14 protein-coding genes and 3 tRNA genes are annotated in these 23830 nt (G+C 72.5%); 4 read left to right on the top strand and 13 right to left on the bottom strand.

Going from position 1 to position 23830, the window contains the following annotated elements; all coding sequences use genetic code 11:
• Positions 1 to 14: 14 nt before the first annotated feature.
• The 3 genes from ABXS69_RS00885 to ABXS69_RS00875 all read right to left on the bottom strand — a co-directional run bounded on the left by ABXS69_RS00885 (position 15) and on the right by ABXS69_RS00875 (position 7321).
• The gene (locus ABXS69_RS00885; protein WP_366180750.1) at positions 15 to 608 is read right to left on the bottom strand and encodes an RloB family protein; all 594 of its coding nucleotides are present in this window, start codon (positions 606 to 608) and stop codon (positions 15 to 17) included.
• 1 nt (position 609) lies between these two features.
• The gene (locus tag ABXS69_RS00880; protein ID WP_366180749.1) at positions 610 to 1905 is read right to left on the bottom strand and encodes an ATP-binding protein; all 1296 of its coding nucleotides are present in this window, start codon (positions 1903 to 1905) and stop codon (positions 610 to 612) included.
• A 169-nt stretch (positions 1906 to 2074) separates the two neighbouring features.
• Positions 2075 to 7321 (bottom strand): S8 family serine peptidase, encoded by a 5247-nt coding sequence (locus ABXS69_RS00875; protein ID WP_366180748.1) that lies wholly within the window; start codon positions 7319 to 7321, stop codon positions 2075 to 2077.
• Positions 7322 to 7756: 435 nt separating this feature from the next.
• On the opposite strand from ABXS69_RS00875, the gene ABXS69_RS00870 reads away from it, so the two are divergent.
• Positions 7757 to 8989 carry a PLP-dependent transferase gene (locus ABXS69_RS00870; RefSeq protein WP_366180747.1) on the top strand — a complete coding sequence of 411 codons (1233 nt, stop codon included), beginning with the start codon at positions 7757 to 7759 and terminating at the stop codon, positions 8987 to 8989.
• A 53-nt stretch (positions 8990 to 9042) separates the two neighbouring features.
• Here the strand turns inward: ABXS69_RS00870 and ABXS69_RS00865 are convergent, their stop codons facing one another.
• The 9 genes from ABXS69_RS00865 to serS form a co-directional block, all read right to left on the bottom strand.
• The gene (locus tag ABXS69_RS00865) at positions 9043 to 10488 is read right to left on the bottom strand and encodes a GuaB1 family IMP dehydrogenase-related protein (RefSeq protein WP_366180746.1); all 1446 of its coding nucleotides are present in this window, start codon (positions 10486 to 10488) and stop codon (positions 9043 to 9045) included.
• Positions 10489 to 10877: 389 nt separating this feature from the next.
• Positions 10878 to 10953: transfer RNA gene (locus ABXS69_RS00860), tRNA-Arg, on the bottom strand.
• A 709-nt stretch (positions 10954 to 11662) separates the two neighbouring features.
• Positions 11663 to 11749 (bottom strand) — tRNA-Ser (locus tag ABXS69_RS00855).
• 84 nt (positions 11750 to 11833) lie between these two features.
• Positions 11834 to 11919, bottom strand: a tRNA-Ser gene (locus ABXS69_RS00850).
• 118 nt (positions 11920 to 12037) lie between these two features.
• Entirely contained in the window at positions 12038 to 13393 is a 1356-nt protein-coding gene (locus ABXS69_RS00845; RefSeq protein WP_366180745.1) for an AGE family epimerase/isomerase, read from the bottom strand.
• Between the two features lie 115 nt (positions 13394 to 13508).
• The gene (locus ABXS69_RS00840) at positions 13509 to 13886 is read right to left on the bottom strand and encodes a hypothetical protein (RefSeq protein ID WP_366180744.1); all 378 of its coding nucleotides are present in this window, start codon (positions 13884 to 13886) and stop codon (positions 13509 to 13511) included.
• Complete coding sequence (locus ABXS69_RS00835) at positions 13867 to 15030, bottom strand: extracellular solute-binding protein (RefSeq protein WP_366180743.1); 1164 nt, start codon at positions 15028 to 15030, stop codon at positions 13867 to 13869. Before ABXS69_RS00835 ends, ABXS69_RS00840 begins: the two co-directional genes overlap by 20 nt.
• Complete coding sequence (locus ABXS69_RS00830) at positions 15030 to 16166, bottom strand: HAD family hydrolase (RefSeq protein ID WP_366180742.1); 1137 nt, start codon at positions 16164 to 16166, stop codon at positions 15030 to 15032. The genes ABXS69_RS00835 and ABXS69_RS00830 overlap by 1 nt, the downstream gene beginning before the upstream one ends.
• Positions 16163 to 17440 (bottom strand): serine--tRNA ligase, encoded by a 1278-nt coding sequence (serS, locus tag ABXS69_RS00825; RefSeq protein ID WP_366180741.1) that lies wholly within the window; start codon positions 17438 to 17440, stop codon positions 16163 to 16165. Before serS ends, ABXS69_RS00830 begins: the two co-directional genes overlap by 4 nt.
• A 381-nt stretch (positions 17441 to 17821) precedes the next feature.
• Between serS and ABXS69_RS00820 the strand changes: the two genes are divergently transcribed.
• On the top strand, positions 17822 to 18769 hold the full coding sequence (locus ABXS69_RS00820) for a hydrogen peroxide-inducible genes activator (protein ID WP_366180740.1): 948 nt from the start codon (positions 17822 to 17824) through the stop codon (positions 18767 to 18769).
• Positions 18770 to 18798: 29 nt separating this feature from the next.
• On the top strand, positions 18799 to 19779 hold the full coding sequence (locus tag ABXS69_RS00815) for a diacylglycerol kinase family protein (protein WP_366180739.1): 981 nt from the start codon (positions 18799 to 18801) through the stop codon (positions 19777 to 19779).
• A gap of 31 nt (positions 19780 to 19810) precedes the next feature.
• Here the strand turns inward: ABXS69_RS00815 and pheA are convergent, their stop codons facing one another.
• Positions 19811 to 20746, bottom strand: a complete 936-nt coding sequence (pheA, locus tag ABXS69_RS00810; RefSeq protein WP_366180738.1) for a prephenate dehydratase — start codon at positions 20744 to 20746, stop codon at positions 19811 to 19813.
• 184 nt (positions 20747 to 20930) lie between these two features.
• Between pheA and ABXS69_RS00805 the strand changes: the two genes are divergently transcribed.
• Positions 20931 to 23711 carry a hypothetical protein gene (locus ABXS69_RS00805; RefSeq protein WP_366180737.1) on the top strand — a complete coding sequence of 927 codons (2781 nt, stop codon included), beginning with the start codon at positions 20931 to 20933 and terminating at the stop codon, positions 23709 to 23711.
• Positions 23712 to 23830: the final 119 nt, after the last annotated feature.

The raw sequence follows: 23830 nt of genomic DNA, 5'->3' as shown, positions 1-23830 counted from the left end.
GAGACCGGTTCTCCTCAGAGGAGTCCGAGGCCGCGCATGAGGTGGGGCATGGTCGTTGAAGGGCAGGGGCCCTGCGTGTCCAGCCCCGGCTCAGGGACGCCCGCGAGCCGGCATCGTTGGGCGGCATCCGCGACGGCGTCCCACGGGAAGTCCTCGGGAAGGAACTTCTCCCCTCCCCTACGCACACGAGCGATCCGCGCGTAGTGGCGCTGAGCGTCATGCTGGTCTTGGTAGTTGAAGACCTGACAGTAGTGCGCGGCGAGCCACACCTCGAAACAAGGGACTGAGACGACACCGTGGACCGGGCGCTTCTTCCTGCTCAGCTCCCCGCAAGCTCGCAGGAAGTCAGATCGGTCCATACCGTCATGATCGACGACGATCCACGCCTCGTCGAAGGAATCGAGATCGGAGCGCGGTCCTCGAAGCTCCTTGATGACGCTCTGGGGATCACCGTTGATGAAGCGGGTCGTGAGCGTGATCGACCGCCCTACCTTCTGTTTGAGACGGTCCAAGTACGCCTTCTCGGTCCGCCGGCCGTTCGTCACCACCAGGATCGCTCGGCGCTGCTGGCGGGACGCACGCCCCCGAGCCAGCCTTCCTCGACCCATCTCAGTCCCCCGTAACCGCGAGGAGGCGGCGCAGGCCCGATGGATCGACCCTGGGAACACCGCCGAGAGCGCCCACGAGGTAGCGCTTCTCCTTGTTGCTGGCCCGGCGAAGACCAGTGAAATCAGCGAGCGAGTAGATGCTTGAGGAGCCGTCATCATCCTTCTCACAGAACCACGTCTCAGCGGCCTCGAGCCTGGGGGTCGGCGTGTTGCCCAGCAGCGATGCGTCATGCGTGGTCGCGATGATCTGGGCACCGGTCGTATTGAGATCCGGATCCTGGAACATCTCAATGAGCGCGGAGGCGAGATGGGGGTGGAGGCTCGCATCGAGCTCATCGACGACGAGCACGCCACCCTGGCGCAAGACCTGGACGGCCGGACCGGCGGTGGCAAGCCAGGTGAGAGTGCCCTCGCTCTGAGCGCCGAGTCCTAGCCGGCACTCGGCACCGTCGGGTCCACGATGGATGAAGGCCAGGGAATGACGGAGCTGGCGAAGCAGCTCATCAGGAAGCTCGACGTCCTCACCCTGAAGGCGCTCAACGAGGGAGCGGATCTCCTCGAGTGCTTTCGGGGGGATCTCCCGCTCCTCAAGCTCGACGCGGAGAATGCCCAGGTCCGCCATCTGGGAGAGGACGGCGCTGATCTCTCCCCACACCTGGGGGTCATCTGCGAGCCGGGTCGTGAGCCAGCGGATCCGTGCGAGCCTCTCATCGTCCGAATGGTGGACGAAGGACGTGGCACGCAGCTCCTTGACCAGGGGGAAGAGCGTCTCATGGCGGTAGCGGAAGGCCACGCCCAGGAAGAGGTCATCCACACTCGTCAGGTTCTTGACCTCGCGATTGGCGCCACGAAGCGATGGCCCCGCCAAGACCTCCAAAGGAGCAGACGCGGCCGCCTGACGCCGGACGAAGACCTTCTTCCATCGCCTACCGACCTCCCACAGCTCCTCGCTCGAGATACCCCAGGCCTCAGCCGCCACCGTATAGGCGAAGCGCCTGTCATCGACGGTGAACTCGAGCCGGTAGGTGGTGGGCTCCGAGGCGTCCGGCCGGAACCTGTCCGGCTGGTAGAGGATTCCGCGCGCGCCGCCGATAGCCCGGTGCAGCGCCTCGAGGGCGTCGAGCAGGGTGGACTTACCAGAGGCGTTGGCACCGTAGATCGCGGCCGCTCGCTGGGTCTCCTGGATCCAGGAGGAGCCGCGCCCGGGCATGAGGGTCCTCAGGGAAGGACGGACGAGATCCAGGACGGCCTCGTCCGTGAAGCATCGGAAGTTGGTGACAGAGAATGTCAGCAGCATGCGCACATGCTACGCCCGACAGGCATCGAGGAGGAAAAAATTTTCGGATCTCGCATGATGGCGGCACCTCATCAGGATCGAGCACGCGGTTGGGGCCGACGCCCTTGAGAGGACGGCGGCCCCAGGCGCTCACGACGCCTGCTCAGTGAGCGCCCAGCGCGCCCGAGTCTCACTCGGCGGCAGCGCTCGACAGCCCCACGCTCCAACGGCGGCGCCACATGGCCGCGCCTCCGACGAGGAGCGCCACGGCCGCCATGCCCAGCGCGGCCATCGCGTTGGCGCCGGTGCTGGCCACGGCCCCCGCGTTCATCGGGGGGCGCCCGGAGGGCGGGCCTCCGCCATCGACCTCCTGGCCCGGCCGGGGAGGCACGGCGGGCAACTCGCCGGGCTGGCTGGGCCGGGCGGGCGGGGCACCCGCGGCCCCTTGCGCGCCGGTGCTCCCGGCGCCGTCAGCCGGGCCACCCGTCCCAGCGGAGCCGCCGCCCCCACCATCGCCCCCGGGCGGGGGCTGCTCCGGGGAGGAGATCGTGATGGCGACCTGGCGGGTCACGATCCGGCCGGCGGCGTCCGTGGCCACGAGGGTCACGGCGTTCCCCCCAGGCACGAGCACGGTGCTCGGCGCCAGCGACAGCGCAGTGCCACCGGCGGCGGTGGCCGAGCCGTCGTCGGTCACGGAGTAGAGCGCGAGGACCTTCGCGGCCACGGCGGACTGATCGGTGAGGCCTCCGGGCTCGACGGTCACCGTGGCCGAGTCCGGCCCGTTGATGACGGCGTCGGCATCCACGACCACGGCCCTAGACAGCGTGGTCGTATTACCAGCGAGATCCGTGGCGGTCATGGTGATGACATGAGTCCCGGCCGCCATGCCGGCAGTGGGCACGGCGATATTGAGGGCGCCCGCGGCCACCGAGCCGGTCTGCTCGGCGAGGAGCCCGCCCGGCCCCCCAGGGGCGGCACCGCCGCCACCGCTCTCGGCCGCGCCGGGATCGCCGACGGCTCCCGGGCCCGCGCCGTCGGGACCGGCACCGGTGACCGCGCCATCGCCGCCCGCCGCTCGGCCCACTGGCGCGAGGACGTCCTCGACGTCGGCGCGCCGCTTGGCGCGGGAGGTCGACAGCGAGTCCACCGCCTTGCCGTCCACGCTCACCGACAGACCGGCCATATGGGGGTCGGTGGCGGTGGCGGTCAGCTCGCGCTTGTCGCGGATGACCTCGCCCTCCTTGGCGTCGAGGGCGGCGCCAGGGGCCTCCTTGTCCACATGAACGGGGATGCGGGCCTCAAGCGAGTTGCCCAGCCTGTCCGCCGCCCCGACGTACAGCGTGTCGCCGTCCTTGACGGCGAGGGACTCGGAGAAGCCCTGCTTGTTGACGTTCGCCCCGGGGTTGTCTACGCGGAAGAAGTCCGCCGCGACCTCGTTGTTGAGCCGCAGGCTGTAGCCCCACTGATCATCGGAGACGGTGCCCGTGAAGGCCACCGAGTCCTGGTTGGTGTAGAGCTCGCCACCGTGCAGGGGCGGCTCGGTGAAGTCGGCTGACGGAGGCGTCACATCCACGTACAGGCTGACGACGCCCTCGGCGAGGATCGCTCCCGCCGCGTCGCGGGCCACCACCCGGTACTGGGTGAGGCCCGACGGCGCGGGCACGGGCGCGGTGAAGGAGCCGTCCGCCGCCACGGTCGCCGCGATGGGCGAGTTCTCGTCGATCGCGCCGTCATCCCGCGCGCGCGAGCCGGGTGTGAGCTCGAGGCCCGCCACGCCCCCGCTGGTCGTGCCGCGCAGGGTGAAGGCGCCGTCGGCGCCGCGATCGGGCGAGCTGGAGGAGACCTCGCAGATCATGCTCCGGTAGCACTCGCCGTTGGTCAGGCTGATGGCGGCAGCCTCAGGCGCCTGCGCCCGGCCGGCGACCGGGACGGTGAGCGCGGAGGTGTTGGCACCATCGTTGAGCGCGATGCCGAGGGAGGTCGTGGAGGCATCGAGGGTCGTGGCAAGGCTGAAGGTGCCGTCCTCCTTGATCGTCACGCCCTGGCCGTTGATGGTCAGGGTCATGTCCGCGGGCTCGGCGCGGTCGTCCGAGACGGCGCCGGTCAGGCTGATCGCGCCGTCGGCGTCGGCGATCACCTGCCCGGCCTGGTCGACGCCCCCGGTGAGGGTGACGGTGGGCGGGACCGTGTCGCGGATGACGACGACGGCGAACTCGTCGATGAGGGCCCCGTCGGCGCCGTAGCCGCGCACCATGACCATGCCGGCCGGGTGCTCGCCGGCCAGGGTGGCAGCGAACTCGCCGCCCGTGAGGGGGGCGTCAGCGCCGTTGACGGTCACCCGCGTGATGTCGGGGGTGACGAAGCCGGTGATGGGGATGTCGCGGGTCTCGTCGGCGCCGAGGATGACGCTGGCGGCGCCCAGATGGCCGTCGACAGCGACGAACATCCCGGAGGAGGCGTAGATCGCGTGCTTCTCGGTGACGTTGAATCCGGCGTCGATCGCGCTGATCGTCGCGTACGGCGTGGTGCCGGCGAGCGTGGCCGTCCAGGAGCCATCCGCCCGCTTGGCCACGGGCGCGGTCGTGCCGTCGGCGAGGACCACCATGGGCTCGCCCATGATCCCGGAGCCGGAGTCCTCCACGGTGAAGCGCACCGAGGACTCGCTCTTGCCCAGGATCGTGACGGTGGGCGCGGCGGTGTCGATCGTCAGGGGGAGGTCGACGGTCTGCCAGGCGTAGTCCTCGCTGAGGCGCGCGGAGACCCGGTAGGCGTACTGGCCGTCGGGCAGCGCCTGGAAGGCGCCCGCCTGGGCGTTCCAGGCGGTGCCGTCGAAGGCCGCTCCCGCGTGGCCGAGGCCGCCGCTGTAGGCGGGGTCGGCGAAGTACCGACCCGTCAGGCGCTGGACGTTCTGCTCATCGCCCAGATCGACGACCCGGTTGCCCGCCGTGTCGAGGACCTCGTAGCGGATGTCCCGCGCGTTGCGCATCATGACGAGCGAGGGCACGGCGGCGTCCATCTTGCCGTCGCCGTTGGGCGACAGCGCGAGGCGCTGGCCGTCGGCCCCCGCGACGGGCACCGTGTAGGCGTCAACCCTCCCGATGAGGCCGGTGGTGTCCGTGGCGCCACCGGCGATGCCCCAGGCCTGGCCCTCGGGCTGGATGATGGACTCGGCGTTCCAGTCGCCCACGAATCCCATGTAGGGGACGACGAGGTCGGGCGCGCCCGTGGTGGAGGCGAGGCGGACCCAGCCCTCGATGAAGTGGGGGGAGGCGGTGTCCGGGGCGAGGGTGAGGCCCACGGTGGCCGTGCCGCCCGCGGGCACGGTCACCTCGGCGCTCGACGGCGTCAGGCTCTCGGTGGCGGACACGGACACAGTGGTCGGCGCGCCGGCGGCGTTGCTCTCCGTGAGCACCTCCTGGGCGGGCAGCGCGTAGGAGGCGTCGGCGCCGGAATGGTTCGTCAGGGTGACGGTGAAGGCCCTGGGCGCGTTCACCTCGCGCAGCGCCACCGACGGGGCGCCGTCGACGGTGGCGCTGACGGGCGAGGCCAGGGCCTTGTCGATCCGCGCCAGCCCGGCACCCACCTGGCGCGGAGCAGCTGGGGAGCCGTCGGCCGCCGAGGGGACCCAGGCCGTGTTCATGAGCAGGGTCCTGGCCAGGTCGATTCTCTCGGCACCCTGGGTCTGCGGGTAGCGCGCGGCCAGGTCGTGGAGCAGGAGCGCCCCCATGGCCGAGACGTTCGGCGCCGCCATCGAGGTGCCCTCCATGGTGGCGTAGCCGGCGGAGCCGACCGTCGAGTAGACGCCGCCGCCGATGCCGGCGATCTCCGGCTCGAAATCGAGGTTCTGGGTGGCGCCCCAGGAGGAGAAGGGCGAGGGGGCCGTGCCTCCCGGGTAGGGGGCCGACGTCGGCGGCCCGTCGAAGCGGATCCTCCGGCCCGGGTCCTCGGCGAGGGCCCGGCGGATCGCCTGCGCCCGGTCCGGTGGGATGATCGCGGAGAACAGGGGATGGGCCTCGGCGCCCGCCGGGTTGATGGGCCGCCCCTGGCCCGCCTGGGGGTTGAAGAGGAGCACGCCCGCGGCCCCGTGGGCCCGCGCGTTGGCGAGCTTGTCCGCGAAGGGGTTCTCCCCGTGCTCGACCAGCGCGATGGCTCCGGAGAGGTCGGCCCCTGCCGCGTAGTCCTGGGCTCGCCCGAGCCCCGCATCGACCACCCGCGACGCCGTCCGCGGCGCGGCGCCGCCGAGCCGCGCGTAGGCGAAGGTGATGGCGGAGTCGCCCTCGCCGAAGGACCCGCTGGGGATCGTGAACCGGGAGTTGTTCAGGGAGGCGACGGTGAGCGCCGATCCCTGGACGCCGGGGCTGGCCGCGGTCCCGTCGTCGAAGCGGCCCAGCGCGTCATCCGGGCCCTGACCGACGGAGAAGTTGAGGCCGTCGTTGCCGGCGGCCGCGACGGTGAGGACCCCCGCCTGGCGGGCCTGCTCGATGGCCGCCCTGGCGCCGTCGGAGGAGTCCGGCACGCCGTTGGCCCCGCCCAGGGAGAGATTGATGACGTCAGCTCCCATCTTCACCGAGTCCTCGATCGCGGCGATGATGTCCCCGTCGCGGGCCTGGCCCGACTTGGCGGGGTCATTGGAGAAGACCTTCATGGCCAGCAGCTGGGCGTTGGGGGCGACGCCGTCGATGCGCCCCGAGTCAGCGAAGTCCGGCTCGCTGCCCTGCGAGCCGTTGGCGGCGGCGATGCCGGCCACGTGCTGGCCGTGCTGGGAGCCGGTGAGGTCACGGATCTCGAAGGACTCGTCGGCGTAGTTGTACCCGTTGGGGACTTTGCAGGTGAACCGCCCTCCGGAGGGGTTGACCTCCTTGATCTTGGCGGCTCCGCAGTCATCGAGGCGCAGGTCGGGGTGGGAGGGGTCGATGCCGTAGTCGATGATGGAGATGACCGTGCCGGCGCCGTCAGCCCCGTAGCCAGCCAGGGCCGCGGGGACGCCCTCCTCATCGCGCGCCGAGTACTCGCTCGGGTAGTAGACGCGCTCCTTGCGCACCGATGCCACGGCGGGGTCGAGGGCGAGAGCGGCGATCTTATCCGCGGGCATGGTGGCGGTCATGCCGTTGACGAGGTAGCCGAACCGGTCATCGACGCTCAGGCCGTAGGCGCCGCTCCAGGCGGCGATGAGCGGGTCCTGAGCGGCGAGGTTGGCCGACTCCGCTGCCGACGACGGCGAGGAGGGCTGGTCCTTGAGCATGACGACGACCCGGACCCGCTCCGCAGTGCCGGCCTGCGCCTGGCCGACGGCCTCATTGACGGCCCGCTGGAGGATCGGGGGCTCTGCGGGCGCTGCGGCCGCCCGGCCCAGGAGCGCCTGGGGGATGACGAGCAGCAGCGAGAGCGCGGCGGCTCCCATGGCGGTGCGCAGGCGCGCGGAGGGCGGGACTCGCACAGGCTTCTCCTTTGAAGAGCGAGAGGATTCGGCTATGAGCGGAGGTGGCGAACCGGCCCGAGACGCTCCTGAGCGGCCCTGACCAGGGCGAGAGTACCGCGCGGCGCGAACGCTATGTGAAGGATTGAGACAGATCGCCCGGCATCGCCGCGGATCAGATCCGGCCCAGATAGCGGGCGGGGCTTGACCGGGCGGCCCGTGGTGGCGCTACCGTCCATCCCATGACGGCCTCGATGATCATGCCCCGCGCCCAGCGTCTGCGCGCCCACGGCACGCGTCGAATGCGGATGCGCTGACAGCGCCAGCCGTCGCTGTCCCCCAATCACGGTCAGAGTCCGAGGTCGTCACCGCTCGCGGCGCTCGTCGACTCCGCTCCCGTCGACCCAGACGGGACGCGTTCATCCCGCCCCCGCACCAGCGCACCCAGGATCCACCATGACCAGCAACCCGGCCACCGACCGCACCAGAATCCCCGACACGCCCCGCTCCCCCGTCCGTGCCTCGCCGATCCACCGCCACCCCACGTGGGACGCCGGCACCGCCTGTCCCCGCGGGACCGGCCCCTCCCTCCGGATCGGCACGCTGCTCGCGCAGGCGGGCACCCGCACCGACCCGCTCACCGGCGCGATCACGACGCCGATCCACCTGTCCACGGCCTTCGGGCACCCGGGCCTGGGCGAGTCCACCGGCTACGACTACACGCGCACCGCCTCCCCCACCCGCGACGTCGTCCAGGACGCCCTGGCCAGGCTCGACGGCGGCGCGGCCGGATTCGCCCTGTCCTCGGGGATGGCGGCGATCGAGCTGGCAATCCGCGCGCTGGCCCCGGCCGGCTCGAGGATCGTGGCGCTGGAGGACCTCTACGGCGGCAGCTACCGGCTCCTGGAGGTACTCGCCTCCGAGGGCGCCTACGAGGTCGACTTCGTCCTGGGGGACGAGGGCCTGCGCGAGGCGCTGGGGCCGGACCGGCCCGCCTCGCTCGTCCTCGTGGAATCGCCGACCAATCCGATGATGTCGCTCATCGACCTGGCCGCCGCGGCCCGGCTGGCCCACAGCGCGGGGGCACTGCTCGCCGTCGACAACACCTTCCTCACCCCGTACCTGTGCCGGCCGCTGGAACTGGGCGCCGACGTCGTCCTGTACTCGGCGACGAAGTACCTGAGCGGGCACAACGACGTCATGGCCGGGGCGATCGTCGTCGCCGACGAGACGGCGGGCGAGCGCGTCCAGTACCGGCTCAACACGACCGGCGCGACGTTGTCCCCCTTCGACTGCTTCCTGCTGCTGCGGGGCCTGAAGACGCTGGGGGTTCGCATGGACCGGCACGAGGCCAACGCGCGGGCCGTCGCCGCGGCCCTTGAGCCGAGCCCCCTGGTGGATCGGGTGCTCTACCCGGGACGAAGCGGGATGGTGTCCTTCGAGGTGGCCGAGGGCGTGGATATCGCGACGACGCTCACCGCGCTGAGGGTCTTCACCTTCGCCGAGTCCCTCGGCGGCGTGGAGTCCCTCGTGACCAACCCGAGTGTGCAGACCCACGCCGATGTCCCGCCGGAGCGGCGGGCCGCCTACGGGCTGTCCGACCGCCTCCTGCGTCTGAGCGTGGGCATCGAGGACGCCGCGGATCTCACCGCCGACCTCCTCCAGGCCCTCGAGGCCGGGGCGAGGTGAGCGCCCCGAGCATTCACTGAGTCACTCAGAATATGCCGCGTTGACCCGCGCGCTCACCACGAGACGGGGACGGGGGCTCCCTCGCGGTAGCCGGAGGCGGACTGAAGGCCGACGATCGCCCGCTCGCGGAACTCGGCGATGGAGGCGGCGCCCGCGTAGGTGAAGGAGGAGCGCACGCCGGAGATGATCTGGTCGATGAGGTCCTCGACGCCGGGGCGGGCCGGGTCGATGTACATGCGCCCGCCGCTGATGCCCTCCTCGAACAGGGCCTTGCGGGCCCGATCGAAGGCGTTCTCCCCCTCGGTGCGCCCGAGGACCGCGCGCGTGGAGGCCATGCCGAAGGACTCCTTGTAGGCGCGCCCATCGGCGTCGATCTGGGCGTCGCCCGGAGACTCGTGGGTGCCGGCGAACCAGGAGCCGATCATGACGTTGGAGGCCCCGGCCGCGAGCGCGAGGGCGACGTCGCGGGGGTGGCGCACGCCGCCGTCGGCCCAGACGGAGGCCCCGAGGTCGTGGGCGGCCTGCGAGCACTCCAGGACGGCGGAGAACTGGGGTCGGCCCACACCGGTCTGCATGCGGGTGGTGCACATGGCGCCCGGCCCGACCCCGACCTTGATGATGGAGGCGCCGGCCTCGGCGAGGTCGCGCACGCCGGCGGCGGTCACGACGTTCCCGGCGGCGATCGGCGCTCCTGCGGGCAGGGCCGATCGCACGGAGGCGACGGTGTCAAGCATCCGGTCCTGGTGGCCGTGGGCGGTGTCGACGACGATGACGTCCACCCCGGCCTCGACGAGCTCGACGGCGCGCCCGGCGGGGTCCCCGTTCATCCCGATGGCGGCGCCGATGCGCAGGCGGCCCGCGGCGTCGACGGCGGGGCGGTAGATCGTGGAGCGCACGGCGCCGGCGCGGGTGAGGACGCCGACGAGGCGGCCCCCGGCGTCGACCACGGGCGCCATGCGGCGGCGGGCGGCCTTGAGGCGGTCGAAGGCCTCTCGGGCGTCGATGCCCTCGGGCAGGGTGACGAGCTCGGTGGACATGACGGCGCGCACCTGGGTGAAGCGATCGACGTCGGAGGCGTCGGAGAGGTCCACGATGCCCACGGGCCGATCGGTCCCCGGGTCGACGACGATGGCGGCGCCGTGGGAGCGCTTGGGGATGAGGCCCATGGCGTAGCCGCAGGTGTGGTGGGGCTTAACGGTGACGGGAGTGTCGTAGACGAGGTGGGAGGCCTTGACCTGGGCGACCGTGTCCATGACGACGTCGACGGGGATGTCCTGCGGGATGATCGTCAACCCGCCGCGACGGGCCACGGTCTCAGCCATGCGCTTGCCGGCGACGGCTGTCATATTGGCCACGACGAGCGGGATCGTCGCGCCGGTCCCGTCGTCGGTGGCGAGGTCCACGCCCATGCGCGAGCCCACGGACGAGCGCGAGGGCACCATGAAGACGTCGTCGTAGGTCAGGTCGAAGGACGGGTCCAACCCGTTGAGAAACTTCACCCCCAGAGCCTAGCCGAGTCGCTCGGCCGCCCCCGCCTCGATCCTCCGGTCGCGCTCCCATCTCAAAGCAGGCCGGACCTTGCGGTCTGCGCGATGCTCGCGGCCGCGGCCCTCGTCGCGGCGAGGGCGGCCGTCATCCTGCGGCGGATCGGCAGACGTATCGGCCCAGCGGATAGCGCGATCGCGCCACCCACCGGCGCTCTCCACGCCGACTGGCGCCGTTCGCACCGACTGGCGCCGTTCGCACCCAGAAGCGCGTCCTACCCGCACCTCTGGGCGCGAACGGCACTACTGGGCGCGGATCGCGCCTGTCGGTGGAACAGCCCCCAGTTTCCCGGGCATGGAAAACACCCCGGCTCCGACTGTCGATCCAGCCGATGACGGGGTGTTGGTGCGCCAGAAGGGATTCGAACCCCCAACCTGCTGATCCGTAGTCAGCTGCTCTATCCGTTGAGCTACTGGCGCATGTCGTTTCCGACAGGCAGGACTCTACGCCGAGCCCCTGGGCTCACCAAATCGCCAGACCGTGAAGCGCGGCACAGGGCCAGGTGAGGCCGCGGAAGCCCCCGGGGCGAGGGCGGCGCCCCGTCACCGGGCCTCAGCCCCACGCGGGGCCCCTCCGACTCCGTCAGCCCCGTCGCCAGCCGCCGTCGGCTCTGCTACCACCGCTGACCGACGTCGGCGCGCCGCCATCCGAGGCCGTGCTGAATGGCCCCGCCCCCCTGGACGCCCCGGCCCGCATCCCATAGTTGATCCTCGTCAGTATCACGGCTGTTCAGAGACATTTCCCGGAACGATCAGGGCCCGTGGGCCCGGGTGACACCCGGGCCCACGGGCCCTTCGTTCGTGAGGCCGCTCTACTCCCCCCGGTTCCCATGATGAGGAAGGAGCTGGCCTCCTTCGCCGGAGCGCCTGGAGCAGGCTCCCTAAGACCTGCTCCAGCCTCGGCCCGAACCGATCAGCGGGTTCCCCAACCCTCCCGATCCGTTCCGCCCGGCGGTGACACCCATATAACTCCGCGGACCTGGGAGGACGCCCTTGATTTCACTGAGAACCGCCTGGGAAATCCAGCGGGGCGCTAGCAGCCCGACGCCGGGGCGCCACCGAGGCGGAAGCCCCTCCCCCTCGACCGAGCACAAGTAGGCCCCGGGGAGCGATCCCCGGGGCTGTCCGGCGGAGACGGGGGGATTCGAACCCCCGAGGGGCTTCCACCCCAACCTCCTTAGCAGGGAGGCGCACTAGGCCACTATGCGACGTCTCCAGACGCGAAGCGCGCTGCGAGACTACCCCAGGGCGCCCCGGCCCCGCAAAGCGAGCCGCGAGGGCCGGGCAGCCGCAGCCGCCGCGGAGGAAGAGGGATTCGAACCCCCGGTGCGCGAGGCGCACAGCGGTTTTCAAGACCGCCACATTCGGCCGCTCTGTCATTCCTCCATGGCCCGGCGCCACCGCCGGGCAGGACCGACCCTACAGCATCGCGCCCTGCCGGATGCCAGTCGGGCGCCGGCCGCTCCGTGGCGGGCTCCTCGCTCACGGCGCCAGTCGGCTCGCCTCACCCGCGGCCGAAGAGCCCGCGACGGCGCGAGCCCCTCCCATGCTCCTCGGCGAGCGGCGCCGAGGAGGGCCGGTCGAGGCGGCCCTCGGCGATGGCCTGCGCCATCGAGGGCCACACCGGCAGGCGGGGCATGAGCATCGCCTGGAGGGCGTGGTAGATGTCCGGGCGCCCTTCCCAGATCCGCGTGGACGGCGAGTTGGAGGCGTCGAGCTCGTGCCACCACGCACCGGGCGAGACGATGAGGCACTCCTCGGCGTAGTCGAGCCACGTGCGGTAGCAGTGCTCGTAGAGCTCGACCTCGATCTCGCCGCGGCCGTCGTCGAGCAGGGCTTGGCGGATCGCGGCGGCAGCGGAGATGCCCTCGCAGACGACCCAGTGCATGCGCTCACGGACGATGGGACGGCCGTCGAAGTCCGTGGTGTAGACGAAGCCCGGCCGGCCGTCCTTCCTCCAGGCGTCCGAGCGGGCGCGGTCGAAGAGTGACTCCGCGGCATCGAGCATCCAGTCGGGCACGAGCAGGCGGCGGCCCACGAGCGCGGCGCGGGCCTGGACCGTCAGGCGCGCCCACTCCAGGCCGTGCCCGGGGGTCGCGCCATAGGGGCGGAAGGGGTGGGCGGGGGCGTCCTCGTTGTAGTCCAGGCGCGGGTGCCAGGCGGTGTCGTAATGCTCGGGGAGGCGCCAGTCATGGTCGCGGGCATGGACGTTGACGGCGAAGTCGATGATCTGGACGGCGCGCTCCAGCCATGCCGAGTCCCCGGTGACATCGGCGGTGGCCAGGAAGGCCTCGACGGTGTGCATCGCCGCGTTGAGGCCCCGGTAGTCCTCCGGGTCGCTCCAGTCGGCGGCGTAGGACTCGACCGGCATGCCGTAGGAGGCGTCCCACCAGTGCGCCTCGACGACGCGGCAGGCCTCGGCGAGCAGCTCATGGGCGCCGGGGCGGTTCGCGGCCGTCGCCGCAGCGGCGGCGAGCATGACGAAGGCGTGCTGGTAGCACTCCTTGCGATCCGCCTCCCGAGTGGGGACGCCGTGGCCCTCGGCGTCCAGCTCATGGCCGATGGCGGAGTACCAGCCCCCGTGGGCGTGGTCGCGCAGCGCGCGGGTCAGGGCCCGCACGCCGTGATCGGCATAGCGGCGGCAGCCGGGGATCCCCAGGAGCGTCCCCAGGGAGAAGGCGAAGGTCATGCGGCCAGTGATCCACAGCTCAACGGGGCGAGAGGCGTCCACGGCGCCGTCGGGCCCGATCCAACCAAAGCCCGCGGGCACCCGAGCGGCCCGCCCGTGACGCAGGAGCGCGCACATCTCCTCGGCGAGCCAACGGTTGTGCTCCGGCGCGCCGAACCATCCCAGTCCCATGAGTCCTCCTCGACCCGGTGCGCATGGGCGGGAGCGGAAGCGGCGGAGCACCGTCGCCGCCCATGCCTGATGCAGCGCAGGCTATCAGCCGGCCGGGCGAGCCCACCCGGCGGGCTCAGCTGGTGGGCCAGGCCCTCTCCGCCTGGGCGAGGGCGCTCTCGGAGTCCAAGGAGCCCGCGGCCCAGGAGGCCAGGGCGGTCCACAGCGTGCGCGCGCCGACCTCGGGGGGCATGCCGTCAGAGGCGTCCATGCGGATGAGGGTCTGGCGCGACTGGAGCATCTCAGTGGCCCGCCGCCCCACGCCCGACCTGATGGAGGAGGCGTCCACGCGCTGGTTGGCGGTGGCCACCCCGCCGAGGGCGGCCCTCGCCCGCGCCCACTCGGCGCTGGTCATGTACTCGGCCAGCGCCTGAGCGCCCGGGCCGTCGGAGAAGGAGACGAGGTAGTCGCCTCCCACGAGGACGGGAGTGTCATCATCCGAGGCGCTGGGCACGAGGAAGGCGTCGAGGTCGGCGCCGCCGTCGGGGAGGACGGTCTCGAAGGAGCTCGAAGGCGTGGACCATGTAGCAGCGGCCCTCGGCCAGGGCGGTGGCGGCGGCCTCCAGGGTCATGGCCGAGGCGCCCGCCCGTCCGCCGAGCGCGTGCCCGTCGGCGAGGACGAGGGAGGCCACCGAGTCCAGGGCGCGCACGGCGGCCGGGTCGTTGAGCGGGACCCTGTGCGACTCCCAGGCGTCATAGGCGCCCGGCCCCTGGGTGGCCAGGATCGCGTCCTCCAGCCAGTCCGTGACCGTCCAACCACTCGCGGCGCCGTCGGCCACCGGCAGGCACCAGGGCGCCGGATGCCCGGCGCCGGCCCCGGGACTGGCGCTCGGGGAGGCCTGCGCGGCGGACCCTCCATCCTGAATGGTGCTCGCGCTCGCCGTCGGGCCGGCCGTGGCCCCCGGGCCCGCGGCGCCCGCCGAGGCCATCCTCTTCGTGAGGGACTCCAGCTCGGCCCAGGTGGCGGGCACCTTGTAACCGGCCTTGGAGAAGGCCGACGGCGAGTACCAGATGAAGGACTTCACGGCGGCCATGAGGGGCGCGGCGTAGAGCGCGCCGTCGTAGGTCCCTGCCTCGCCCCAGGCGCGCTCCCATCCGAGCTCCACGTTCGCCCCGACCTGGTCGGACAGGGGCACCAGCCGGCCATCGGACACGAGCTCGGAGATGACGCTCATCTGGGGGACGATCGCCAGATCGCCGTGGCGCCCGGCGCGCAGGTCCTCCTCGAGCATGTCGGAGCCGGCGTGGACGACGCTGATGCCGGTGCAGGCGGAGAAGGCCTCCAGGGAGGCCTCCAGGCGCTGCACCTCGACGCCCGTCAGCGGCGAGGTGAGCGTGAGCGAGGTGCCCCGCAGCGCGGGATCCACGTCGCAGCCAGGCGCGCCGCTGGCCTGAGCGCCGCTGATGCCCTCGGGCGCGCAGCCCGCCAGGCCGGCTCCGGCCAGGGCGAGCGCCGTCACCGCCCCCATGGCCCGGCGCGAGGGGCGGGGAGGCACCGGGCCGGCGCCCGCGACGCCGACGGCGCGGGGGGCTCCGCTCACGATGCCGGCGCCTCTGGCGCGCCGAGCGGGGCTGGGACGGCGGATGATGGGGCTCATCAGGGCTCTTCTCTCTCGGCGGCCCGCAGGGATCGAGTGCTCAGGAGATCGACGAGGGCATCGAGGACCGCGGCGCACCCATCGTGCCAGACGGACTCGGTGATGATGTCGGCGCTGGCCTTGACGGACTCGGGAGCCGAGCCCATGGCCACGCCGAGGCCCGCCCAGCGGAGCATCTCGATGTCATTGGCGCCGTCCCCAACGGCCACCACCTGGGAGGCGTCGGTGCCCAGGCGGGCGGCCAGGCCCGCGAGCGCCGTCGCCTTCGAGACGCCCTCGGGGGCGACGTCGAGCCAGGAGGTCCAGCCGATCGAGTACTCCTCGACGGTCGAGGAGCCCGTGGAGCGCACGAGGTCGCTGAACTCCTCCAGGCCCATGGCCGGTGCGCGCAGCACCACGCGGTTGACCGGCCGGGAGACGATCTCCTCGTGGCTGACGACGCGCTGGTCCTCGATGAGCTCGCCGTCGGGGAAGGGCCGGGTGACGAGGAAGCCCTCATCGGGGACCTCGACGGCGAAGATGCCCTCCGGGACGGCCTGGCGCAGCGTGGAGATGACGTGCGTGGGGTCGAAGGTCACCGAGTCGACGACCTCGTGCCCGCGCTCCAGGCCGGGGTCCAGGCGCAGCGTGAGAGCGCCGTTGGCGCAGACCATCCAGCCGTGGCGGACGCCGATGTGGTGGGCTACCGGCAGCGAGGCGAAGACGCTGCGCCCCGTGGACACGACGATCTGGGCGCCGGTGGCGGCCAGGCGGGACAGCGCGGCGTGGACGCGATCGGAGACGCGCCCGTCGCGGTCGAGGATGGTGCCATCGACGTCGAGGGCGACGATGAGCCCGGGCCCCAGAGCGGGGCGGAAGCCTGAGGCGCCCGGGCCAGCGGCGTCGAGGATCGGGGCGATGGCCTCGGCCCGGTTGGCGACGAGGAGGGCGTAGGCGTCATCGTCCAGGGGGCGGGCCCCGGCGGGTCCCGGGTAATGGGTGGCTCCCCCGAGGCTGAGGGCCGGGGCGGAGTCGGGGTCGAGGTCCGTCAGCGGCGCGCCCGAGGGACGCACCTCATCGGCCGCCCCCCACTGCTCACCCGGGCCGGGCGCCTCTGCCGCCCCCGCCTCGGGGCGACGCGACCGGTCCAGGCTCATCGCTCGACGGGCTCGATGACCTCAAGGCCGCCCATGTAGGGGCGCAGGCCCTCGGGAACGACGACGGCGCCGTCGGCGCGCTGCTGGTTCTCCAGGATCGCCACCATCCAGCGGGTGGTGGCCAGGGTGCCGTTGAGCGTGGCCACCGGCGCGGTGCCGCCCTCGCGGCGCTCGCGGATGCCAAGGCGCCGGGCCTGGAAGGTGGTGCAGTTGGAGGTGGAGGTGACCTCCATCCAGCGCTCCTGGGTGGGAAGCCAGGCCTCGCAGTCGAACTTTCGGGCGGCCGAGCTGCCCAGGTCCCCGGCGGCGGTGTCGATGACCCGGTAGGGCAGGCCGACCAGTGCCAGCATCTCCTCCTCCATGGCCAGGAGGCGGGCGTGCTCGGCCTCGGCGTCCTCGGGGCGGCAGTAGGAGAACATCTCGGCCTTGTTGAACTGGTGGACGCGGATGATGCCGCGGGTGTCCTTGCCGGCGGCGCCGGCCTCGCGCCGGTAGCAGGTGGACCAGCCGAGGTAGCGCTTGGGGCCGGCGGCCAGGTCGAGGATCTCATCGGCGTGGTAGCCGGCCAGGGCCACCTCGGAGGTGCCGGTGAGGTAGAGGTCGTCCGCCGGGAGGTAGTAGATCTCGTCGCTGTGGGCCCCGAGGAACCCGGTGCCGCCCATGACGGCGGGGGACACGAGGGTCGGCGTCGTCATGGGGGTGAGGCCGTGGCGGCCGGCCAGGTCCAGGGCGGCGGCCATGAGCGCAAGCTCCAGGCGCATGCCGGCGCCCTTGAGGTAGTAGAAGCGGGCGCCGGAGACCTTCGCGCCGCGGCGCGTGTCGATGATGTCCAGGCCCTCGCCCAGGGCGAGGTGGTCGGCGGGGGTGAAGCCCTCGGCGGCGAAGTCGCGCGGCTCGCCGCCCTCGTGGCGCAGGACGACGTAGTCCTCCTCGCCCCCGGTGGGGGCTCCGGCGATGAGGTTGGGGAGCTGGTGGGCGAGATCGTCGAGCTCGGCGGCGGCGCCGTTCGCGGCGGCCTCGGCGGCCTTGACCCGCTCGGCGAACTCCTTGGCGCTGGCCAGAGCGGCATCGCGCTCAGCCCCCGGGGAGGCCTTGCCGATCGACTTGGACACGCTCTTCTGCTCGGCCCGCAGGGCCTCGAAGGCGCCCAGGAGGGAGCGGCGGGACTCGTCAGCGGCGATGACGCGGTCGACGAGGCCGACGTCGGCGCCGCGGGCGCGCTGGCTGGCGCGGTACGGCTCTGGGTTCTCACGGAGCTCGCGCAAATCGATCATGAGGCCGAGTGTAGCCAGCGGCCGGGCCGGGGCGCGCCGTCGATCCCGCGCGGCGGAGCGCCAGCGCGAGCGCCCGCCGCCGAGGCTCGTCGGCCACGGTCGATCCCGCGCGCGGCTGAGGGCCGGCAGCGGTATCAGCCACCTGCTGAATGACCACTGGGCGAGCGGACACTCCGGAGCTCCTTAGAAAACTTCTGCATTCATTGGATAAGCGCCTATAGTGATGCCAATTGCGGCTCCACCTGCGAGCTCACCTGACCAATGCGGCTTCCCTGGGCCGCCCGACCCCTCACGCGGCCCGCCCCTGCTCGGACGAGCGTGCCCCGCATCCCTCCAGCCTCCCAACCCGATACATGCCCCATCCTCACCCCAGGAATCGCTATGCCCTCCTCCTCGCTGCCATCCTTCTCGCAGCTGCGCGCCTTCGTCGCGCTGTGCGATCACCAGCACTTCGGTGAGGCCGCTGCCACCCTCGGCGTCTCCCAGCCCAGCCTCTCGCAGGCGATCACCGCCCTGGAGAAGCGCGTGGGCGGGGAGCTCGTCGAGCGCACCACGCGGCGCGTGCTCGTCACCCCCCTCGGCGAGACCCTGCTGTCCTACGCCCGTGAGGCGGTCCTCGCGGCGGAGGCCTTCTCCGACGCCGTCACGAATCAGGGAGCGGCCCTGACCGGGGCGCTTCGGCTGGGGATCATCCCGACCCTCGCCCCCTATGTCGCGCCCGTCCTGCTCGACGGCCTGCGCGAGAACCACCCGCAGCTCCGTCCCGAGATGCGCGAGATGGTCACCGGGGACATCCTGGACATGCTGGGCCAGGGCCGCCTCGACGCCGCCATCATCGCCGTCGACTCCGACACCCCCCGCATCACCGCGGTGCCGATGTTCGACGAGCCGCTCATCATCCTCACCGCCTCCGACCATCCTTGGGTGGGCCGCGAGGACGTCTCCCCCGAGGATCTCGACGACGAGAAGCTCCTCCTCCTCGACGAGGGGAACTGCCTGCGCGACCAGACCCTCGCCCTGTGCCAGCGCTACGGCAACCGCCCCCCGGTCGCGGTGGCCACGACGCTGTCGACGGTCATGCGGATGGTGGCGCACGGAATGGGCATCACCGTCATCCCCGAGGGCGCGCTGAGCATGCTCTCCGGCGCGGACGCCCACGGCGTGGCCCGCTTCGCCGCTCCCACGCCGGCGCGCCATATCGCCCTGGTCCACCGCGCGTCCTCCTCGCGGACCGAGGATTTCGCCCAGCTCGCCGAGATCGGCACCGATCTCATGCGGTCCACCGGGCTGCCGGTCCTGGAGCCGACGGCGAGCGCCGAGGCCGCCTGAGCCGGCCGCGCTGAGCTGATCGCGACCGAATGGGCGGGCTGGCCTGCGTCGTCATCAACCCCTCCAAGCGGGGGGCGACGCCGCGCCTGCGCGCAGCCCTCGACGCCGAGCTGCGCGGCGCCGGTTGGGAGCGCGTCGCCTGGGCGGCCACGACCCCCGAGCAGCACGGAGCCCACCAGGCGACGAGGGCCGTTGAGGCCGGCGCGGGACTGGTCATCGCCGTCGGCGGGGACGGGACCGTTCGGGCCGTCGCCGACGGCCTGGCCGCGGCCCGCGGCGCCGACGGCCGCGCCGAGCTCGGCATCGTCCCGCTCGGCACGGCGAACCTCGCGGCCCGCGGCCTCGGCATCCCGCTGCGCCGATGGCCGGCGCTGCGCCTGGCCGCCGGCACGGCGTCTCACCGGTCCGCGCCGATCGATCTTCTGCGGGTGAGCACGGACGCGCTCGAGGCCGCCGGGGCGCCCCCGGAGCCGTGCCTGGTGGTGACCGGGATCGGATTCGACGCCCGGCTCGTGGCCGCCACCCGCGCCGGGCTCAAGCGCCACGCCGGCTGGGGCGCCTACGCGATCGCGGCCGCGCGGAGCCTGGGGGCGCCCCGTTTGCCGATGCGCATCGCCGTCGACGGAGGGGCGCTGGAGGAGGCCCGGGAGGAGGCCCGCGCCCGCTGCCTGCTCATCGCGAACTCGGGCCGGCTGCCCGCCGGGATCCGACTGCTGCCGGCCGCCCGCATGGACGACGGCACGCTCGATGCGGCCGTGATCGACGCTAGGCACGGCCTGGCCGGATGGGCCTCGCTCGCCCGCCAGGTCCTGCCGCCGGCGCCGGCCCGCTACTCACCGCCCGGGCGGGCGCTGGCCGAAGTGCGCCTGAGCCGCGGGCGCGAGGTGGTGGTGGGGCTGGATGAGCCCGCGCCGCTGGAGATCGACGGCGAGCTGCTCGCCCCCGCCAGACGGGTGCGCGCGCGAGTGGAGCCCGGCGCCGTCGCCGTCCGCGTGCCGCGGCCGGGATGAGCCGGGAAGAGCCGGGACGGGTTGAGGCGGCCTACAGCGTGCGGCCGGCGAGGACGTCGGCCACCCAGGCGCGCGCCACCATGAAGTCCTTGTCGCTCGTGCCGGCGCTGACCATCACCGGGCGGCCGTCGAGCCGGGGGTAGGAGCCGAGGAAGCGGACCATCGGGCAGGTCCGGTGCAGGCCGATGAAGGCGGCCTGCACGCGCTCCTCGCGGATATGCCCCTCGATGTCGATGCTGAAGCGATAACGGCCCAGGGAGTCGCCCACGGGGCGGGACTCGATGCGCGAGAGGTTGACCCCGCGGGCGCTGAACTGCTCAAGCATGTCGAGCAGGGCGCCGGCGCGGTCGTGCGGGAGCTGGACCATGAGGGTCGTCTTGTCGGCGCCGGTCGGCTCGGAGACCCGCCCGGGGCGGGAGATCACGACGAAGCGGGTGACGGCGTCGGGGTTGTCCGCCACGCCGCCGGCGATCACCTCCAGGCCGTACTGCTGGGCGGCCAGCGGGTTGCACAGGACCGCCTGGAAGCCGGTCTCGGCGCCCTCGGCGAGCGCCTTGGCGGGGGCGGAGGTGGAGGTCCCGGCCACGTAGGCGGCGCCGGGGAGGTTGGCGTGGGCCCAGCCGCGGCACTGCGCCCAGGCGTGGGGGTGGGTGGAGATGGCCCGCACGCCCTCCAGGCGGGTGCCGGCGCGACCGGCGAGCACGAAGGTGACGGGGATCGCCACCTCGGCGGTGATGACCAGCGGGGAGGAGGCGATGAGGTTGTCGATCGTCGCGTTCACGCCGCCCTCGACCGAGTTCTCGATGGGGACGACGGCGGAGGCGGCCTCGCGCTCGCGCACCCGGTCCAGGGCGGTGGGCACATCGGGGCAGGGCTCGGCGTCGACGGCCGCGGGCGCGACGGCGCGCAGGGCCATCTCGCTGAAGGTGCCAGCGGGACCGAGGAAGGACCAGACGGGAGCGCTCATGGGCCCGAGGGTATCCGTGCCCGTCGCGGCACGCCGCCACCGTCCGCGAGACCGGTCGCGCACCTTTTTTCAACCGGTCTCAGCGGAGAGGGGGAAGCAGCCCCAGAATGCGGACTCACCGCACGTCAGGGGCGGACTCATGCGAGGATGCGATCTACCTCACCCTCGATCTCGAAGGCGCATCATGACTGATGAATCCACGGTTTCAGATGATCAGCCCACCTCCGGCTCCATCGCGGCCGAAGCGCAGTCCCCGGGTTCGACGGCATCACCCCCGCCGGCCCCCGAGGCTCAGCCACTCGCCGGACAGCCCCGCCCCGCCCATCCCGGCACCGCCTACGCGGGCCAGCCGGTCGCGGCCCAGGGGCTCCCCGGCCAGCCGGCCCTTCAGGCGCCGCCGAGCGTCGTGTCCCAAGCGCTGTCGCCGCTGGGCCGCGCGCCCGCGCAGATCTCCTTCCTGCTGACCCTCGCGGCGGTGCTCGGCACTGCGCTCCTCTCCGCGATCCTCATCCTCGCGGCCATCACATCCTCCGCGGACAAGGCGCCGTCGGGGATCTCGCCGCTCCTCGTCGCCATGGGCTACAGCCTGGGCGGGCACCTGACCGGCGGAATCGACGGGGGCTCGGATGGATCGGTGTCCATCGGGGCGTCCATGCTCCCCCTGGGCACGCTCGCAGCGGTGGCGACGGCGGTCTACCTCCTCGCGCGCCGCCGCGCGCACCAGGACGAGTCCTGGGCTCCGCTCGGCGCCGTCGCCCTGCGCGCGGCCCTGGAAGCACTGGCCGTCGCCGTCGTCGCCTGCCTCCTGACCGGCATCGTCACCCTGTCCGGCAAGGGCCTGAGCCGCGACCTCGCGAAGGGCGCGATCCACGCCTCGCCGGTGTGGATCCTCCTCGTCGTCTGGGTCCTCGTCTTCGGCGCGCTGACAGCCGCGCGCTCCGGTAGCGCCCTGCTGGCGCGCGTCCCCGGGGCCGTCCTGCAAGTAGTCCGGGAGCTCGGCGGGCTCGTCTGGGCCGTCGGCGTCATCCTCGGCCCCGTCGTCGTGCTGGGCGCCATCGTGGGCGCCGCGCTCAACGACGCCGCCCCCGCGATCCTCGTCATCCCCGTCTACCTCGGTAACCTACTCGTCTACGCGCTCAGCCTGGGCACGCTCGGCGGAGCGTCGCTCTCCGCGAGCGGGCGCGGCGCCGTGAACATCCTCGTCGACATCCCGGTCGACGCCGGGACGACGACGGGCCTGGCCTGGGATGCTCTGGGCGGCTGGTCGGCCCTGCTGTTCCTGGCGATCCTGGTGCTCCTGGTGGTGGCCGCGGCGCGCATCGGAACGCGCCGCCAGCGCCTGGCCGCGCCCTCCTTCGAGCGCGTCTGGCAGTTGCCGGTCGTGGGTCTCGTCCTCGCCGTCGTGGTGCTCCACCTGCTGGTTCCCCTGAGGGCTCACATCGGCGTCTCCGTCGCGCGGTCGGCGTCCAGCAGCGCGGACCTCTCCCTCGGCTCGTCGTGGTGGTCCTCCCTCGCACTCGCTCTCATCCTGCTGGTGATCTCCGTGCTCGCCGAGTACGTCCCCGGCCTGCTCTACGCCGATGCGGGCTCGCTGCTGCGCCTCGTCGGTGGCGGCGCCGCCGTCGACCGCTGGGTCGCGGGCCTGCCGACGACCGGGGCGCTCCCGATGGCGTCGGGCCAGTTCGCGGCAGAGCCGGTCGCCTCGACCAGTCCGATCGCCTCCGCTGGTCCCGTCACCGATACCGGTCCCGTCACCGCGGTGGCGCCCCCGCCGCCGGGGGCACCCACGATCAGTCCCGGCACGGGGGCCTTCCCGCTCGGCGCGCCCGGCACCGGCGCCTTCCCGCTCGGCGCCCCGGCCACGGGATCCTTCCCCGCGGGCGCGACTCTCGCCGCGGGCGGCACGGCCCCCGCGCTGGCCGCCCCGGCCCCCATGAGCCCCCAGGCGCGCCGTCGCTTCAAGTTGGCCACGGGCGCCGTCGTCGCCTGCCTCGCGCTCCTCATGGGCGTCTTCATCGGCGTCGAGGTGCTCAACTCCCAGCGCACCCCCGAGAAGGCCGTCGAAAAGTACCTCGATCTCGTGGCCGCAGGGAAGGCCTCCGAGGCCACGGCCATGGTGGACCCCGGGGTGTCGAACGATCAGCGCGCGCTCCTGACGGACTCGGCCATGTCCGCGGCGACCTCGCGGATCACGGTGGTGGACGTTGCCGAGAAGGGGAAGGGCGGTGACGAGAAGCGGGTCGAGGCCACGCTGTCCCTCGATGGTGAGCAGTTCACCCAGGTCTTCACCGTGTCCTCCGAGGACAAGTCCTTCGGCCTGCTCAACAACTGGAAGGTCAAGACATCCCTGGCCATGCCCGTCCAGCTGTCCTCCGAGTCATTGGGAGGCCTCAGCGTGGGCGGCACAGAGATCACTCTGGAGAACCCGAGCAAGGCCTCGAAGGGGGTGACGTCCTCGGAGCGCGCCGGCGGAACCGCCACCCAGTACATGTACCCCGGCACCTACCCCATCGCCAGCACGTCGGCGACCTCCACCTACATCACCACGGACAAGGCCTCGGTCATGGTCTCGCAGGGCAGGAGCGGCGCCTCGGGGACCCGTCTCGCCGTCGAGGGCGAGGCCACCGAGGAGCTCAAGCAGCACGTCCTGACCAAGGTCAACGAGAAGGCCACGAGCTGCGTGACACCGCCGACCAACACCGATAACGACTGCCCCTACGAGCTGCAGGCCACGAACCTGGCAGCGCTCTCGGTGACGACTCCGGCGAGCACGGTGACCATGGACAACGCCTCCACCTTCGCGAGCGGGACGATCGTCTTCACCTACCGGAAGGAGCCCTCCACGTGGGACAAGAACCCGAAGGACCAGACGGTGAAGTACACCTTCTCCGGCAGGCTCACGTGGCCGGACGGCGGCGCCCCGGAGGTGACCGTCACCAGGGCGGCCCACTCCTACGGCCGCTGACCCCGCCCCTCTCGCCGAGATAGGGCGATCAGCACGCGACGCCGCACCGCTGCCACCCACCCCCGCCGAACCGGTCTCGATCCTCATTTCGACCGGTCTCGATGCTGGTTTCGACCGGT

This window comes from Actinomyces timonensis, from assembly GCF_040702965.1.
In the GTDB taxonomy this organism is placed as follows: domain Bacteria; phylum Actinomycetota; class Actinomycetes; order Actinomycetales; family Actinomycetaceae; genus Actinomyces; species Actinomyces timonensis_A.
Note: the sequence above shows the minus strand (reverse complement) of the source record. Positions and strands in the feature narration are given on the sequence as shown.

Bases quoted from the DNA above. Each gene is read 5' to 3' on its own strand.
- ABXS69_RS00885 (WP_366180750.1), bottom strand. From the start codon at position 608: ATGGGTCGAGGAAGGCTGGCTCGGGGGCGTGCGTCCCGCCAGCAGCGC.
- ABXS69_RS00880 (WP_366180749.1), bottom strand. From the start codon at position 1,905: ATGCTGCTGACATTCTCTGTCACCAACTTCCGATGCTTCACGGACGAG.
- ABXS69_RS00870 (WP_366180747.1), top strand. From the start codon at position 7,757: ATGACCAGCAACCCGGCCACCGACCGCACCAGAATCCCCGACACGCCC.
- ABXS69_RS00845 (WP_366180745.1), bottom strand. From the start codon at position 13,393: ATGGGACTGGGATGGTTCGGCGCGCCGGAGCACAACCGTTGGCTCGCC.
- ABXS69_RS00835 (WP_366180743.1), bottom strand. From the start codon at position 15,030: ATGAGCCCCATCATCCGCCGTCCCAGCCCCGCTCGGCGCGCCAGAGGC.
- ABXS69_RS00830 (WP_366180742.1), bottom strand. From the start codon at position 16,166: ATGAGCCTGGACCGGTCGCGTCGCCCCGAGGCGGGGGCGGCAGAGGCG.
- serS (WP_366180741.1), bottom strand. From the start codon at position 17,440: ATGATCGATTTGCGCGAGCTCCGTGAGAACCCAGAGCCGTACCGCGCC.
- ABXS69_RS00820 (WP_366180740.1), top strand. From the start codon at position 17,822: ATGCCCTCCTCCTCGCTGCCATCCTTCTCGCAGCTGCGCGCCTTCGTC.
- ABXS69_RS00815 (WP_366180739.1), top strand. From the start codon at position 18,799: ATGGGCGGGCTGGCCTGCGTCGTCATCAACCCCTCCAAGCGGGGGGCG.
- pheA (WP_366180738.1), bottom strand. From the start codon at position 20,746: ATGAGCGCTCCCGTCTGGTCCTTCCTCGGTCCCGCTGGCACCTTCAGC.
- ABXS69_RS00805 (WP_366180737.1), top strand. From the start codon at position 20,931: ATGACTGATGAATCCACGGTTTCAGATGATCAGCCCACCTCCGGCTCC.